Source organism: uncultured Microbacterium sp., assembly GCF_913776565.1.
Classification (GTDB): Bacteria; Actinomycetota; Actinomycetes; order Actinomycetales; family Microbacteriaceae; genus Microbacterium.
This window is the reverse complement of the sequence record NZ_CAJYPF010000051.1, coordinates 1-15,079: the sequence shown is the minus strand read 5'-3', so window position 1 is coordinate 15,079 and position 15,079 is coordinate 1. Positions and strand designations below refer to the sequence as shown.

Genomic DNA, 15,079 nt, shown 5'->3' with positions numbered 1-15,079 from the left:
ATGTCGGGCGAAACGTCGATGAGCGCGGGGGTGGCGGTGTCGCCGCCGGCGAACGGACGTCGCACGTTCCTCGCGGTCCTGGTCAACACCGCCGCCGCCAACGTGACCACGAGCTTCCTGTGGTTCGCGCTCACGTTCTGGGTGTACCTCGAAACGCGATCCGTCCTCGCCACCGGCATCGTCGGCGGAGCGTACATGCTTCTGCTCGCCGTCTTCGCGATGGTCTTCGGGTCGCTCGTCGATCGCCACCGCAAGCACCGCGTCATGATCGTGTCGGGCGTCGTCACCCTGATCGCCTTCGTGCTGGCGGGCGCTCTGTGGCTCGCGCTGCCCGAGGCCGCCTTGCTCGACCTGGGCGCGCCCTGGTTCTGGCTGTTCTCGGGGATCGTCCTCGGGGGCGCCGTGATCGAGAACCTGCGCAACATCGCCCTCTCGACCACCGTCACCCTGCTCGTGCCGGTCGAACGACATGCGAACGCCAACGGGCTCGTCGGCACCGTGCAGGGCCTCGCGTTCGTCGTCACCAGCGTCTTCAGCGGTCTGTCCGTGGGTTTCCTCGGCATGGGGTGGACGCTGGCGATCGCCATCGTGCTCACTCTCGTCGCCCTCGTCCACCTGCTGACGATCCGGATCCCGGAGAAGCGCCCCTCGGCGGCGACGGACGGCACGCCGCTCGTCGACCTGCGGGGCGCCGTGCGCGCGGTGCGCGCCGCCCGGGGGCTGTTCGCCCTCATCGTGTTCTCGACGTTCAACAACCTCATCGGCGGCGTCTACATGGCGCTGATGGACCCCTACGGCCTCGAACTCTTCCGCATCGAGATCGACGGCCGTGTCTACGACGCCGAGATCTGGGGGATCGTGCTGGCGATCAGCGCCACCGGATTCATCATCGGCGGCGGCCTCGTCGCCCGTTTCGGGCTCGGACGGAACCCGATCCGCACGATGCTGTGGATCGTCATCGCCATGGGGGCGCTCGGCGCCGTCTTCACCCTGCGCGAGTGGTGGTGGCTCTACGGTCTGGGCATCTGGATGTACATGGCGCTCATCCCGCCGGTCGAGGCGGCGGAGCAGACCGTCATCCAGAAGGTGGTCCCCTACGAGACGCAGGGGCGCGTCTTCGGCTTCGCCGCGGCTTTCGAGTCGGCCGCCGCCCCCGTGACGTCCTTCCTGATCGCGCCCATCGCGCAATTTCTGATCATCCCGTACATGAACGACGGCGACGGACGCGCCACCTGGGGGTGGCTGCTCGGCGAGGGGCAGTCGCGCGGTATCGCGCTCGTCTTCCTGGGGGCGGGCATCGTGATGATCGTGGTCGCCGCGCTGGCGTTCACGACGCGGTCCTATCGCATCCTGTCGACGCAGTATCGGACGGCCGATCCCGGACCGCGGCCGGCCGCATCCGAGCCAGGACCCGTCGAAGAGTTCCCGACGCCGAGAGACCCCGGCGAGCAGCTCACGATGACCTCACGCCCCGGCGGCCAGCTCGACGATGACGTCGCTGAGAGCCACGGCGGTGTCGTCCCACAGCCCGACGAACGCTGAGGCGAGGGCGTCCTCGAGTCCCTCCAGGCTGCGGACGCGGAAGATGACGGCGGCCGCCGTGGCCTCCCGACCGCCGTCCCGGGCCGCCTTGGCGTAGCCCTGGCCGACGGCGCGCACCCAGGCCTCGCTCGCCGCCTTGACCGCCGCGTAGTTGGCGCCCCCCGCGAGGGGACGAGCGACCGCCGTCGACGAGACGATCGCGAGGCGCCCGGCGTCCGAGGTGCGCACGTCGTCGTCGAAGGCCCGGCTGACGTGACGCAGCGCGGTGAGCCCGCGCGCGAGAAAGGCGAAGTCCGCGTCGCTCTGCCCGGCGAGTCCGCCGCCCCCGCGCCACCCGCCGACCAGGTGCAGCACTCCGTCGACCGCGCCGTGGGTGGTGTGCACGCGCTCGCGCAACGCCGCCACCGCTTGTTCGTCGGTCAGGTCGCACCGCTCGACGGCCGCGCCGGGCAGCGCGGTTGCGACGGCGGCGAGACGGTCCGCGTCCGAGCCGACGATCACCACCCTCGCGCCCGCGTCGAGCAGCGCGCGGGCGCACGCCCGCCCTGCGGCGCTGGTCCCGCCGGCGAGGAGCACCAGGCGACCGCTCACGAGCTCACCGGTCGCCGTGTCGGCATCCATCGAGATCCGCCCTTTCCGAAGCGAAGCGAAGGGGGCCGGCGCCACCACGCGGCGCCCGGCGTCCCGCCGACGCGACGTGTCAGTCCGACCCGCGGATCCCCGCGGTCGAGGCGATCACGGGGCGCATCTTCTTCTCGAGCGCCTCGAAGAACATCGACAGCGGGAACTCGTCGTCTAGCACCGCGTCGGTGTAGCCCTTCGGCAGGCCCGCGAGCACCTCGTCCGGCAGGCCGCGCGCCCACATCGAGGCGGGGTGCGGCGTGACGACCGCGCGCACGAGGTCGTACGCGGCGAGCCAGTGGGCGGTCTTGGGCCGGTCGATGGAGCGCCAGTAGAGCTCGTCGATCGCGTCGGCCAGGGCGACGACCGCGGCGGGCACCTCGTCCCAGTCGAACGCGAGCGAGGTGTCGGTCCAGTGCAGGACGCGGCGCTGGTGCAGCCACGCGAACAGCAGCTGTCCTCCCAGCCCGTCGTAGTTGCGCACGCGCGAACCCGTGATGGCGAAGCGGAAGATGCGGTCGAAGATCACCGCGTACTGCACGAGCTCGGCGTGCTGGAGCATCGCACGCTCGGCGTCGTCGAGGTCGTCGCGCGCCGACAGTCGCGTCTGCAGCGACACGCACTCGCGGAACGCGGTCAGGTCGCAGCGCAGTTCCTCGAGCGAGTAGAGGAAGAACGGCATCCGCTGCTTGATCATGAACGGGTCGAACGGCAGGTCGCCGCGCATGTGGGTGCGGTCGTGGATGAGGTCCCACATGACGAACGTCTGCTCGGTCAGTGCCTGGTCGTCGAGCATGCGGGCGGCGGCGGCGGGCAGCTCGAGCTTGGTGATCTCGGCGGCAGCGGCGGTGACGCGGCGGTAGCGCGCGGCCTCGCGGTCCTGGAAGATCGCGCCCCACGTGAACGTGGGGATCTCGCGCATCGCGACGGTCTCGGGAAAGAGCACCGCGGAGTTGGTGTCGTAGCCCGAGGTGAAGTCGATCAGGCGCAGCGAGACGAACAGGCGGTTGGTGTATTCGGTCTCGAGTCGGGCGATGAAGTCGGGCCAGATCGCCTCGACCAGCACGGCTTCGACGTGCCGCTCGCTGGAGCCGTTCTGCGTGTACATCGGAAACACGACGAGGTGACGGATGCCGTCGACCCGGTGCTCCTGCGGCTGGAAGGCGACGAGCGAGTCCAAGAAGTCGGGGACGCCCAGGCCCTCGGCGCTCCAGCGGCGGAAGTCGGCGACCGACGCGGCGAGGTACGCCGCGTCGTGGGGGAAGAGCGGTGCGAGGGCGTCGATGGCCTCGATGATCTCGGCGATCGGACCGGCGGCCGCGGCGGTGTCGCCGATCGAGCCATCCTTGGCCTGCAGGGAGTGGAGGGCGGTGGCGGCGGCCTTGAGCTGGGCCCAGGCGGGGGTGAGCTCGGCCTCGTCGGCGCCGCGGCCGTCGAGCAGATCGTGGGCGGCGCGGATGGTCGTCGCGGTGGTCATGGCATCCTCCGATCGAAGCTGAAAATATTCCTGCTGATACGCGATGCTAACGGAAAACTTACGAGAGCCGCCAGTCTCGCTCCCCGGCTGACTGATACTGTCGAGCGCATGACCGAGGCTCCCCGCGTTCCGCCGCGCCTCGACGACGCCGTCGACGCCGCCATCGTGCGAGAGATCTCGCTCGACGCGCGCGCAACGCTCTCGCACCTGTCCGAGCGGGTGGGACTGTCGGTATCGGCTGTGCAATCGCGTCTGCGCCGCCTCGAGGCGCGTGGCATCGTGCAGGGCTACCGTCCGGTCCTCGATGCCGAGGCCCTGGGACGCCCCCTCGCGGCGTTCGTCGAGATCACCCCGCTCGATCCCGCCCAGCCCGACAACGCCCCCGAACTGCTCGCCCACCTCACGGCCATCGAGGCGTGCCATTCGATCGCGGGCGACTCCGCGTACATGCTGTTCGTGCGTGTGCCGACGCCGCGGGATCTCGAGTCGCTCATCCGTGACATCCGCGCCGCCGCGCAGGTGAACACGCGCACCACGGTCGTGCTGCAGACCTTCTTCGAGGCGCGACCGATCGAACCCGCCGCGTTCCCGGCCTGACTCCGGCCGTCGCCTCAGTCGGCGTCGTTCTCGGGGTCGTGCGCCCAGGTGGGCGCCAGGGCGCGGATTCGTGCCGCACGCCACTGCCACGTCGTCCACAGGCCGAGCCACAGTGCGGGCGCCGTCGCGCCGCCGATCGTCAACCGCTCCCGCCACAGCGTCTTGCCGGGCTGTCCGGGGGCCTCCGACACCGCCATCTGGTGGTCCCAGACGTCCAGGCTCGACAGGGGACCGGTCAGCGGCACACCCCAGTCGCGGAAGACCCGCACCCGCCCGTTGGCGTCGCGCGTCTCGCGGTCGGCCACCGAGATCAGCTGACGGCCGACGGGCACGAGCCCGGCGACGCTCATCTGCACCGGCACGTCGTCACCCGAGGTGAACGAGGTCGGCATGGTGCCGAGCGCCTCGACGTCGAGGAGGGGGGCGTACAGCTCCGCCACCGCGCGCGGCGAGTGCAGGGCGCGCCAGGCGGCGTCCGGGTCGCAGTCGATCACGAACTTCAGCAGGATGCGCATGATCTCGATCGTGCCCTACCCTCACCTCGAGCGGTCCCGGCTTGACGCGGACGACGCGCGCCGCTCGCTCGTCCTAGGCTCGAGGGATGCCGAACACCGCCGCCTTTGCGCAGTCCGACTACCAGGTGCGTCTGGACTGGGGGCACGCGGGGCTCGAGCGCCTCGCTCCCGCGCACATCGTCGTCGTGGTCCAGACGCTCGGCCTGTCGGCGCGAACCCTCGCGGCGTGCGAGCACGGCGGGGTCCTCGATCTTCCACCGGGGGCGGGCGCGGACCTGGCGCGCGCGGCCGCGGACGCCGGCGCCCACGTCGTGGTCGGAGGCCTCCGCAACGCCGCGGCGGTGGCGGCGCACGTCCTCGACCGTCAGCGTGGCCGCGGGGAGCGGACGAGCATCGCGATCCTCGCCGTGGGGGAGACGGAGAATCCGAAACAGGATGCCACCCGCTTCGCCGTCGACGACCTGCTCGGCGCCGGCGCCGTCATCACGGCCCTCGGCGACCTGGGCATCGACCACGCCTCACCCGAGGCCGCCGTCGCGGGCGAGGGGTTCCGCGCGCTCGGCGGAGCCGTGCGCCACCTGCTCACGGCCAGCGGCGCGGGTCGCGCGCTCGCGGCCGAGGGCGGACGCGACGACGTCCTGACCGCGGCGGCGCGGGATGCGGCATCCGTGGTCCCGGTCCTCGATGGCGAGGTCTTCTGCGCGGCCTGACGCCGCGCCGGTACAGGCCCCGTCGGCGCGAGGACCGCGCGCGCTCACCGCGGCGTCGCGGCCGCCAGTCTCGTCGCGGCGCTGATGTCGCGATGCTCCCACGAGAGCGCGAACCGCGGATCGAACGAGGGCGCGCATCGGGCGCACGAGGTGGGGCGCGTCGCACGGCGGTGGCGGTACGCGACGTGGCCCGCGGGGCACGTGCCCACCCACGGAGCGAGCTCGTTCGCCGTCTCTCCGGCGTGGGTCGTTCCGCCGACGTAGCCGAGATCGCGGGCCGTGCGCTTCCACGCCGGACCGTGGCCGGCGCCGACGCCCGCGAGCGCGTGCGCCACCTCGTGCAGCAGCGTCTGATGGTTGGTGTCGTCGTCGTACCGCGCGGCGAGGTAGCGCGACACGCTGATGCGCTTGCGCCCGTAGTCGCACAGTCCCGCGCGCCGCTTGGCGTTGTCGAAGGCGAACGTCCACGACGCGTCGAGGTGCAGGGCGATCAGCGCCTCGGCCCACGTGCGCACGCGCTGCAGTTCGGACATGTCCGGGATCCTAGGCGGGGGGTCCGACACTCAGCTCGCGACGACCTCGCGCGTGCGACGACGGTCCGCCGCGTCGATGGCGAGCAGGGTCGACTCGAGCTGCTTGTCGGTGGCGCCGGCGTTCTGACGCAGGAACAGCGCCTGCTTGAAGTCGCGACGTGCGGACTCGTAGTCGCCCTCGTCGTAGTGCACCTTGCCGCGGTGCTGCAGGGCGAAGGCGGCGATGCTCGCCCAGCCCTGTCCCTCGGCCTCCTCGGCGCACATGGTCAGCTCCTGCTCGGCGGCGGCGTAGGCGCCCCGGCACTGCATGATCGTGGCGTGCAGGATGCGCGCGCGCAGCAGATCGCGGCGGGTTCCCGCCATGCGGGCCACCCGGACGGACTGCTCCGAGATCGACAGGGCCTCGTCGAAGCGGTCGAGCACCTTCAGCAGCCACACCCGCTCGAGAAGAGCGTGCAGACTCCGCTGCTCGCCGATCTCTTCGAGACGCTCCGCGCACTCGCGAGAGTCGGTGACCTCGCGCAACGTGTCGGGGTCGTACCCGTGGATGTAGCTCACCGGCGCTCCTCTCGGTCCAGCAGGACTACCAGTGTGCGCCGCGCGCGGCCCGACGGTCGACTCGCCACGCGGTCGAGCCGCGATCGCGCACGCGTCAGCGGTCGAAGATGGATGCTGAGGGCTTGGGCGAGGGGGTCGCGTCGCCGTCGACCGCGGGGCGGGAGCCGCGGACGAACTCGTCGATCTCGGCGCCCTGCGCGACCTTGGCGGGGTGCGGGCCCGCCGCCATGAGGCGGGGCAGCCACTCGACGGGGAGCGGGGCCGCGGAGGCGGCGACGACCAGGTTGCCGAAGCGCCGCCCCTTGAGCACCTGCACCTCGGCGAGGACGATCACCTCGGGCAGCACCTCGCGCACGGTGGCGACCTGGCGGCGCGCGAAGGCGAGGCCGGGCCCGTCCGAGACGTTGACCAGCAGCACGCCGTCCGCGGCGAGCAGGGCCGCGGCCTCGCGGTAGAACTCGACCGTGGTCAGGTGCGCGGGGGTCTGCGCCCCCGAGTAGACGTCGCTGACGAGCAGGTCGACGGCGCCGATGAGTCCGGCCGGAAGCCGCGCCAGGCCCGCGCGGGCGTCGCCGATGCGTACCCGGATCGAGGCGCCGCGCGGCAGGGGGAGGTTCTCGCGGACGAGGTCCCACAGCGCCGGTTCCAGTTCGACGACCTGCTGTCGCGAGCCCGGCCGCGTCGCCTCGACGTAGCGGGGCAGGGTGAGCGCCCCCGCACCGAGGTGCACGGCCGTCAGCGGTTGTGCCGGCATCCGCAGGCGATCGATCACGGCGCCCATGCGCGCGACGTACTCGAAGTGCAGGTGGGTGGGATCGTCGAGGTCGACGTGCGACTGGGGCGTACCGTCGACGACGAGTTCGGAGCCCGAGACGAATCCCGAGGGCGACACGCGAGCGAGGGTGCCGTCCGAGAGGCGCGCCGTGGGGGCGTCGTCGGGTTCGATGCGCATGCGGGCCATGGCTCCACGCTAGCCGGGCGCCCGTCGGCCGGCGCCGGTCCACCCGGCGGGCGCGGGCGGGACGGCGATACCGTGGCGGCATGCGCGTGGACCTGAACGCCGATCTGGGCGAGACCGTCGACGGGATGCCGACCGCCGACGACGAGGCGATGTTCGCCGTGATCTCGAGTGCGAGCATCGCCTGCGGAGGTCACGCGGGCGACGAGACCTCGATGCGAGACGCGGTCGCGCGGGCCGCGCGCTTCGGCGTGGCCGTGGGGGCGCACCCGTCCTACGACGACCGGGCGCAGTTCGGTCGCGTGCGCCGCGACCCCGATCTCTCCGCACTCCGCGCCGACGTGACGGCGCAGCTGTCCGCCCTCGTCGCGGCCGGGGCCGACGTCCGCTACGTCAAACCCCACGGCGCGCTCTATCACGCGGTCGTGGACGATCCCGGTCAGGCGCGGGCCGTCGCCGCGGCCGTGGCCGACCTTTCGGCCGCGCTGGGCAGGCCGCTGCCGGTGCTGGGTCTTCCCGGGGCGATCGCTGCGGCCGCGGCATCCGCGGGTCTTCCCTTCGTGCACGAGGCGTTCCTCGATCGCGGCTATACCGTCGCCGGGGGTCTCGTCCCGCGCGGTCATCCCGGGGCTCTGCTCGAGGACCCCGGCCTGGTCGCCGAGCGGGCCCTGCGCCTCGTGCGCGACGGCGAGGTCGTCGCGGTCGACGGCACGCGGGTCGCGGTCGAAGCGGCGTCGCTCTGCTTGCACGGCGACAGCCCGGCCGCGGTCGCGATGGCGCGAGCGGTTCGCGCGGCCCTCGACGACGCGAAGGCCGAGGTCCGCGCGCCGTGGTGACGGTGCGGGCGATGGGGGAGCGGGCGGTCCTCGCCGAGGTTGCCGACCTGGCCGCCGTGCTCGCGCTGCACGCGGCGCTCGCCGCCGATCCGCCGCCCGGGATCGACGAGCTGGTCCCCGCGGCACGGACGGTTCTCGTCGCGTTCGATCCCTCGCGCGTCACCGCCTCCGCCGTGAGCGCGTGGATCCGCGCCGCGGGGACCGCGACCGCGCGCGCCGCGGCGCCCGGGCGGCTGGTCGCGCTCCCCGTGCGCTACGACGGAGCCGACCTCGCCGAGACCGCTGCGCTGCTCGGCGTCACGGTCGACCAGCTCGTGTCGCGGCACGCGGGCGCCGAATGGGCCGTGGCCTTCACGGGCTTCGCTCCGGGCTTCGCATATCTGGTCAGCCCCGACTGGACCTTCGACGTCCCGCGCCTTCCTTCTCCCCGCACCCGGGTGCCGGCGGGCGCCGTCGGCGTCGCGGGCGCGTTCACCGGCGCCTACCCCCGCGAGACCCCGGGCGGATGGCGGCTGCTCGCGACGACCGACGTCCGTCTCTTCGACCCGGATGCCGCCCGCCCCGCGCTTCTGCCGCCGCGCGCTCGCGTGCGGTTCGTCCCGGAGCGGGCGCACGTGGCGGCGGCATCCCCTCCTTCTGCGCCGCGCGAGGTCCGCGTCGCTCGAGAAGGGCGGGAGGATGCCGTCCCCCCGGCCGCACTGCGGATCCTCGCCCCCGGGGCCGCGGCCACGGTCCAGGACCTCGGCCGCCCGCACCGCGCGGCGCTCGGGGTGGCGCGCTCGGGAGCCCTCGACCGCGGCGCCCTGCGGATCGCCAACCGGCTCGTGGGCAATGACGAGTCGGCCGCCGGCCTCGAGGTCGTGTTCGGCGGTCTGCGCGTGCGGGCGGAGGGCGACGTCTGGGTCGCCGTCACCGGCGCGCTCGCCGAGGTGAGAGTCGACGGCGTCCCCGCACCCGCCTACGCGCCGGTGCGCCTGACCGCGGGCGCCGAGCTCGAGGTCGGCGCGGCACGCGCCGGGGTGCGTCTGTACCTGGGCGTGCGCGGGGGCGTGCTCTCGCCGCGGGCGCTGGGGTCCGCGGCATCCGATGTGCTGGCGGGGCTCGGCCGCGCGCCCCTCGCCGCCGGCGACCGGGTGAGCCTCGGCCGGCCCGCCGGTCCCGTGCCCGTGGTCGACGCGTTCCCGTGGACGGTCCCGCCCGCGAGCGTCGATGTCCCCGTGCTCGAGGGACCGCGCGCCGACTGGTTCGCACCGTTGGCGTGGGCGACGCTGACCCGCGCCCGTTGGACGGTGTCGTCTCAGGCCGATCGGGTCGGCATCCGTCTCGACGGACCGGTGCTGGGACGCCTCCGGCACGGCGAGCTGCCGAGCGAGGGGATGCGCCCCGGCGCGATCCAGGTGCCTCCGCACGGTCGCCCCGTCGTCCTGCTGGCCGACGGTCCGGTGACCGGCGGCTATCCGGTCATCGGCGTGGTCCCGGATGCCGCCCTCGACGCCCTGGGCCAGCTGCGGCCGGGCGATTCCGTGCGGTTCCGGGGCCGCTGACGCGGGGATGCGGGGAATCCCGGACGGGCGCACGCGGTTATACCGCAGGTCCGCAGACGCGTCAAGAATTGGACTGGACACGGCGAGTCCTCCCGCGTATGCTTGGACTTTGCGCTCCTCGATTCCCCCTGCCCTCATATGGTGGTCGGCTGAGCCTGTCCGTCCCCGCTTCACCGCGGCGTGCGACGAGCAGGTTTTCGGGGCAGGAACGCACTCCACCTGACGACAAGGAATCACGAGCCCCTCGCCCGGGCTTCTGGAGGTTATTCCCTTGGCTGCTGCGAGCAACGCATCCACCACCACCACCCCCAAGAGCGGACGCGGAGCATCCCGCCTCTCGTTCGCGAAGATCTCCGACAAGCTGACCGTTCCCGATCTGCTGGCCCTGCAGACCGAGTCGTTCGACTGGCTCGTCGGCAACGAGGCCTGGAAGGCGCGCGTCGCCGAGGCCCAGGCCGCCGGTCGCACCGACGTGCCCGAGATCAGCGGTCTGGAGGAGATCTTCGAGGAGATCTCCCCGATCGAGGACCTGAGCGAGACCATGCAGCTCTCGTTCACCAACCCCTACCTCGAGCCCGAGAAGTACTCCATCGAGGAGTGCAAGGAGCGCGGCAAGACGTACGCGGCCCCGCTCTACGTCGAGGCCGAGTTCATGAACCACCAGACCGGTGAGATCAAGACCCAGACGGTCTTCATGGGCGACTTCCCGCTCCAGACCGACAAGGGCACGTTCATCATCAACGGCACCGAGCGTGTCGTGGTGTCGCAGCTCGTGCGCTCGCCCGGTGTCTACTTCGACAAGACGCCCGACAAGACCTCCGACAAGGACATCGTCTCGGCGCGCGTCATCCCCTCGCGCGGTGCCTGGCTCGAGTTCGAGATCGACAAGCGCGACCAGGTCGGCGTGCGCATCGACCGCAAGCGCAAGCAGTCGGTCACCGTCTTCCTCAAGGCGCTCGGTCTGACCAGCGAGGACATCCTCGCCGAGTTCAGCGGCTTCGACTCGATCGAAGAGACGCTGTCGAAGGACACGATCCTCACGAAGGAAGACGCGCTCCGCGACATCTACCGCAAGCTCCGTCCGGGCGAGCAGGTCGCCGCCGAGGCCGCCCGCGCGCTGCTGGACAACTTCTACTTCAACGCCAAGCGCTACGACCTGGCCAAGGTGGGTCGCTACAAGATCAACCAGAAGCTCGGCCTCGACAAGCCGCTCAGCGACTCGGTGCTGACCGTCGACGACATCGTCGCGACCATCAAGTACCTCGTCCGCCTGCATCGCGGCGACGTCACCTTCGACGGCACCCGCAACGGCTCGGCCGCCGAGATCCGTCTCGACACCGACGACATCGACAACTTCGGCAACCGTCGCATCCGCGCGGTCGGCGAGCTGATCCAGAACCAGGTCCGCACCGGTCTGTCGCGCATGGAGCGCGTCGTGCGCGAGCGCATGACCACGCAGGACATCGAGGCGATCACGCCGCAGACCCTGATCAACGTGCGCCCCGTCGTCGCCGCGATCAAGGAGTTCTTCGGAACCTCGCAGCTGTCGCAGTTCATGGACCAGAACAACCCGCTCGCGGGTCTGACCCACAAGCGCCGCCTGTCGGCCCTGGGTCCCGGCGGTCTGTCGCGCGAGCGCGCCGGCGTCGAGGTCCGTGACGTCCACCCCTCGCACTACGGCCGCATGTGCCCCATCGAGACGCCCGAAGGCCCGAACATCGGTCTGATCGGCTCGCTCGCCTCGTTCGCGCGCATCAACGCGTTCGGCTTCATCGAGACGCCGTACCGTCGCGTCGTCGACGGTCGCGTGACCGACACGATCGATTACCTCACCGCCAGCGAGGAGAGCGACCACATCGTCGCTCAGGCCGGTGTCGCCCTGCAGGCCGACGGTCACTTCGTGGAGGACCGCATCCTGGCCCGCCGCGGTCAGGGTGGCGAGGTCGACCTGTTCCCCGTCGACGAGATCGGCTACATGGACGTCTCGCCGCGCCAGATGGTGTCGGTGGCGACCTCGCTCATCCCGTTCCTCGAGCACGACGACGCCAACCGCGCCCTCATGGGTGCGAACATGCAGCGTCAGGCCGTGCCGCTCGTGCGCAGCGAGTCGCCCGTCGTGGGTACCGGTATGGAGGGCTTCGCGGCCATCGACGCCGGTGACGTCGTCACCGCCGACAAGGCCGGTGTGGTGCTCGAGGTCTCGGCCGACGTCGTGACCATCCAGCTCGACGAGGGCGGCACGCAGGACTACTTCCTGCGCAAGTTCGACCGCTCCAACCAGGGCACGTCCTACAACCAGCGCGTGGTCGTCTCGGCCGGTGAGCGCATCGAGGCCGGCGAGGTCATCGCCGATGGTCCCGCGACCGAGAACGGCGAGCTCGCCCTCGGAAAGAACCTCCTCGTCGCGTTCATGACGTGGGAGGGTCACAACTTCGAGGACGCGATCATCCTCAGCCAGGACCTCGTGAAGGACGACACGCTGTCGTCGATCCACATCGAGGAGTACGAGGTCGACGCGCGCGACACCAAGCTCGGTAAAGAGGAGATCACCCGTGACCTCCCCAACGTCAGCCCCGACCTGCTGAAGGACCTCGACGACCGCGGCATCATCCGCATCGGTGCCGAGGTGCGTCCCGGTGACATCCTCGTCGGCAAGGTCACGCCCAAGGGCGAGACCGAGCTGTCGGCCGAAGAGCGTCTGCTCCGCGCGATCTTCAACGAGAAGAGCCGCGAAGTCCGTGACACCTCGCTGAAGGTGCCCCACGGTGAGCAGGGCACGATCATCGCCGTCAAGGAGTTCAACGCCGAGGACGGCGACGATGAACTCGGCTCGGGCGTCAACCGCCGCGTCGTGGTCTACATCGCCCAGAAGCGCAAGATCACCGAGGGCGACAAGCTCGCCGGCCGCCACGGCAACAAGGGTGTCATCGCCAAGATCCTCCCGATCGAGGACATGCCCTTCCTGCCCGACGGCACGCCGGTCGACATCATCCTCAACCCGCTCGGTATCCCCGGTCGAATGAACTTCGGACAGGTCCTGGAGCTCCACCTCGGCTGGATCGCCCAGCAGGGCTGGAAGGTCGAGGGCAACCCGGAGTGGGCCGCTCAGCTGCCCGAGTCGGCCCGCGAGGCCGCCCCCGGCACCAAGGTGGCGACCCCGGTGTTCGACGGTGCCTTCGAGGCTGAGATCGCGGGTCTGCTCGACTCGACGATCCCGAACCGCGACGGCGACCGCATGGTCGACTCCTCGGGCAAGACGCTGCTGTTCGACGGTCGCTCCGGCGAGCCGTTCCCGGCGCCCATCTCGGTCGGCTACATGTACATCCTGAAGCTGCACCACCTGGTCGACGACAAGATCCACGCGCGTTCGACGGGCCCCTACTCGATGATCACCCAGCAGCCGCTCGGCGGTAAGGCCCAGTTCGGTGGCCAGCGCTTCGGTGAGATGGAGGTCTGGGCGCTCGAGGCCTACGGTGCCGCGTACGCGCTGCAGGAGCTCCTCACGATCAAGTCCGACGACATCCTCGGCCGCGTCAAGGTGTACGAGGCGATCGTCAAGGGCGAGAACATCCAGGAGCCCGGCATCCCCGAGTCCTTCAAGGTGCTCATGAAGGAGATGCAGTCGCTCTGCCTGAACGTCGAGGTCCTCTCGGCCGACGGCACCGCGGTCAACCTGCGCGACACGGATGACGACGCCTTCCGCGCCGCGGAGGAGCTCGGCATCAACATCTCCAGCCGCTTCGAGTCCTCGTCGATCGACGAGATCTGAGCTTCCAGCTCAGCGACCCAGCTCAGATTTCAGAGAATTCCGACACAGGAGAACCAGTGCTCGAATCAACCACTTTCGATCAGATCCGTATCGGTCTGGCCACCGCCGACGACATCCGTCGTTGGTCCTTCGGTGAGGTCAAGAAGCCCGAGACGATCAACTACCGCACGCTGAAGCCCGAGAAGGACGGTCTCTTCGGCGAGCAGATCTTCGGACCCTCCCGCGACTGGGAGTGCGCCTGCGGCAAGTACAAGCGCGTCCGCTTCAAGGGCATCGTCTGCGAGCGCTGCGGCGTCGAGGTCACCAAGTCCTCGGTCCGCCGCGAGCGCATGGGCCACATCGAGCTCGCCGCGCCCGTCACGCACATCTGGTACTTCAAGGGCGTGCCCTCGCGCCTGGGCTACCTGTTCGACATGGCGCCGAAGGACCTCGAGAAGGTCATCTACTTCGCCGCCTACATGGTCATCTCGGTCGACGAGGATGCTCGTCACCGCGACCTGGCCACGCAGGAGAACAACATCCGTCTCGAGCTGAAGACGCTCGGCGACCGCCGCGATGCCCGCATCGCCGCGCGCCTGGCCAAGCTCGAGGAGGAGCTCGCCGCCCTCGAGGCGGAGGGCGCCAAGGCCGACCAGAAGAAGAAGGTCAAGGACGCCGCCGAGAAGGACATGACGGCGGCTCGCAAGAACGCCGACGAGCAGATCGCCAAGCTCGAGCGCGTGTGGGAGGACTTCCGCACGCTCGAGGTCGGCGCCCTCAAGCCCGAGGACGACGTCTTCCACGAGCTCCAGGACCGCTTCGGCCAGTACTTCGAGGCCCACATGGGTGCGGAGTCGATCAAGCGTCGCCTCGAGACCTTCGATCTGCAGGCCGAGGCCGACAGCCTCCACCTGCAGATCTCGGAGGGCAAGGGCCAGCGCAAGATCCGCGCGATCAAGCGTCTGAAGGTCGTCAACTCGTTCCTGCAGACCGGCATGTCGCCGGCCTCGATGGTGCTCGACGTCGTGCCGGTGATCCCGCCGGAGCTGCGCCCGATGGTCCAGCTCGATGGTGGCCGCTTCGCGACCTCCGACCTCAACGACCTCTACCGTCGTGTGATCAACCGCAACAACCGCCTCCGTCGCCTGATCGACCTCGGTGCCCCCGAGATCATCGTCAACAACGAGAAGCGCATGCTGCAGGAGGCCGTCGACGCGCTGTTCGACAACGGCCGCCGTGGTCGCCCCGTCACCGGTACCGGCAACCGCGCCCTGAAGTCCCTGAGCGACATGCTCAAGGGCAAGCAGGGTCGTTTCCGCCAGAACCTGCTCGGCAAGCGCGTCGACTACTCGGGCCGTTCGGTCATCATCGTCGGCCCGCAGCTCAAGCTCCACCAGTGCGGTCTGCCGAAGCAGATGGCGCTCGAGCTGTTCAAGCCGT

General features: G+C 70.7%; 12 protein-coding genes and 1 pseudogene. 7 read left to right on the top strand and 6 right to left on the bottom strand.

The features are described 5' to 3' along the window. Positions 1-1,542, top strand: coding sequence for an MFS transporter (locus QZ433_RS03235; protein ID WP_295779986.1), 1,542 nt, complete (start codon positions 1-3; stop codon positions 1,540-1,542). Here QZ433_RS03235 and QZ433_RS03230 read toward each other — a convergent pair. Together QZ433_RS03230 and QZ433_RS03225 are read right to left on the bottom strand one after the other, a co-directional pair. Then, a complete protein-coding gene (locus tag QZ433_RS03230) occupies positions 1,465-2,163 on the bottom strand; it encodes an SDR family NAD(P)-dependent oxidoreductase (RefSeq protein WP_295779985.1) in 699 nt (232 codons plus the stop codon). The two genes, QZ433_RS03235 and QZ433_RS03230, sit on opposite strands and share 78 nt — an antisense overlap. Positions 2,164-2,242: 79 nt before the next feature. Continuing rightward, entirely contained in the window at positions 2,243-3,640 is a 1,398-nt protein-coding gene (locus QZ433_RS03225; RefSeq protein WP_295779984.1) for a DUF6421 family protein, read from the bottom strand. Positions 3,641-3,748: 108 nt separating this feature from the next. Here QZ433_RS03225 and QZ433_RS03220 point away from each other — a divergent pair, with 108 nt between their 5' ends. Beyond that, complete coding sequence (locus tag QZ433_RS03220) at positions 3,749-4,237, top strand: Lrp/AsnC family transcriptional regulator (RefSeq protein WP_295779983.1); 489 nt, start codon at positions 3,749-3,751, stop codon at positions 4,235-4,237. A gap of 14 nt (positions 4,238-4,251) precedes the next feature. Here the strand turns inward: QZ433_RS03220 and QZ433_RS03215 are convergent, their stop codons facing one another. After that, on the bottom strand, positions 4,252-4,752 hold the full coding sequence (locus QZ433_RS03215; RefSeq protein ID WP_295779982.1) for a hypothetical protein: 501 nt from the start codon (positions 4,750-4,752) through the stop codon (positions 4,252-4,254). Positions 4,753-4,838: 86 nt separating this feature from the next. Here QZ433_RS03215 and QZ433_RS03210 point away from each other — a divergent pair, with 86 nt between their 5' ends. Next, positions 4,839-5,462, top strand: a complete 624-nt coding sequence (locus QZ433_RS03210) for a 2-phosphosulfolactate phosphatase (protein WP_295779981.1) — start codon at positions 4,839-4,841, stop codon at positions 5,460-5,462. A gap of 44 nt (positions 5,463-5,506) precedes the next feature. Here the strand turns inward: QZ433_RS03210 and QZ433_RS03205 are convergent, their stop codons facing one another. The 3 genes from QZ433_RS03205 to QZ433_RS03195 all read right to left on the bottom strand — a co-directional run bounded on the left by QZ433_RS03205 (position 5,507) and on the right by QZ433_RS03195 (position 7,514). Beyond that, the gene (locus QZ433_RS03205) at positions 5,507-5,995 is read right to left on the bottom strand and encodes a SprT-like domain-containing protein (protein WP_295779980.1); all 489 of its coding nucleotides are present in this window, start codon (positions 5,993-5,995) and stop codon (positions 5,507-5,509) included. Between the two features lie 30 nt (positions 5,996-6,025). Continuing rightward, entirely contained in the window at positions 6,026-6,553 is a 528-nt protein-coding gene (locus QZ433_RS03200; RefSeq protein WP_108319155.1) for a hypothetical protein, read from the bottom strand. A gap of 94 nt (positions 6,554-6,647) precedes the next feature. Then, positions 6,648-7,514: a spermidine synthase gene (locus QZ433_RS03195; RefSeq protein ID WP_295779979.1), complete on the bottom strand. Its 867-nt coding sequence runs from the start codon at positions 7,512-7,514 to the stop codon at positions 6,648-6,650. An 80-nt stretch (positions 7,515-7,594) separates the two neighbouring features. On the opposite strand from QZ433_RS03195, the gene QZ433_RS03190 reads away from it, so the two are divergent. From QZ433_RS03190 to QZ433_RS03175, 4 genes and pseudogenes are all read left to right on the top strand, one after another. After that, positions 7,595-8,347, top strand: a complete 753-nt coding sequence (locus QZ433_RS03190; RefSeq protein ID WP_295779978.1) for a 5-oxoprolinase subunit PxpA — start codon at positions 7,595-7,597, stop codon at positions 8,345-8,347. 11 nt (positions 8,348-8,358) lie between these two features. After that, entirely contained in the window at positions 8,359-9,891 is a 1,533-nt protein-coding gene (locus QZ433_RS03185) for an urea amidolyase family protein (RefSeq protein ID WP_295779977.1), read from the top strand. A gap of 271 nt (positions 9,892-10,162) precedes the next feature. Continuing rightward, positions 10,163-13,660 carry a DNA-directed RNA polymerase subunit beta gene (locus tag QZ433_RS03180; protein ID WP_108318053.1) on the top strand — a complete coding sequence of 1,166 codons (3,498 nt, stop codon included), beginning with the start codon at positions 10,163-10,165 and terminating at the stop codon, positions 13,658-13,660. 56 nt (positions 13,661-13,716) lie between these two features. Continuing rightward, positions 13,717-15,079, top strand: a pseudogene (locus QZ433_RS03175) (DNA-directed RNA polymerase subunit beta'); the annotation flags it as partial.

What these genes read in the sequence shown, in the direction of transcription:
- QZ433_RS03235 (WP_295779986.1), top strand. Translation starts at nt 1, where the DNA reads ATGTCGGGCGAAACGTCGATGAGCGCGGGGGTGGCGGTGTCGCCGCCG.
- QZ433_RS03195 (WP_295779979.1), bottom strand. Translation starts at nt 7,514, where the DNA reads ATGGCCCGCATGCGCATCGAACCCGACGACGCCCCCACGGCGCGCCTC.
- QZ433_RS03210 (WP_295779981.1), top strand. Translation starts at nt 4,839, where the DNA reads ATGCCGAACACCGCCGCCTTTGCGCAGTCCGACTACCAGGTGCGTCTG.
- QZ433_RS03230 (WP_295779985.1), bottom strand. Translation starts at nt 2,163, where the DNA reads ATGGATGCCGACACGGCGACCGGTGAGCTCGTGAGCGGTCGCCTGGTG.
- QZ433_RS03205 (WP_295779980.1), bottom strand. Translation starts at nt 5,995, where the DNA reads ATGTCCGAACTGCAGCGCGTGCGCACGTGGGCCGAGGCGCTGATCGCC.
- QZ433_RS03225 (WP_295779984.1), bottom strand. Translation starts at nt 3,640, where the DNA reads ATGACCACCGCGACGACCATCCGCGCCGCCCACGATCTGCTCGACGGC.
- QZ433_RS03220 (WP_295779983.1), top strand. Translation starts at nt 3,749, where the DNA reads ATGACCGAGGCTCCCCGCGTTCCGCCGCGCCTCGACGACGCCGTCGAC.
- QZ433_RS03215 (WP_295779982.1), bottom strand. Translation starts at nt 4,752, where the DNA reads ATGCGCATCCTGCTGAAGTTCGTGATCGACTGCGACCCGGACGCCGCC.
- QZ433_RS03190 (WP_295779978.1), top strand. Translation starts at nt 7,595, where the DNA reads ATGCGCGTGGACCTGAACGCCGATCTGGGCGAGACCGTCGACGGGATG.
- QZ433_RS03185 (WP_295779977.1), top strand. Translation starts at nt 8,359, where the DNA reads ATGGGGGAGCGGGCGGTCCTCGCCGAGGTTGCCGACCTGGCCGCCGTG.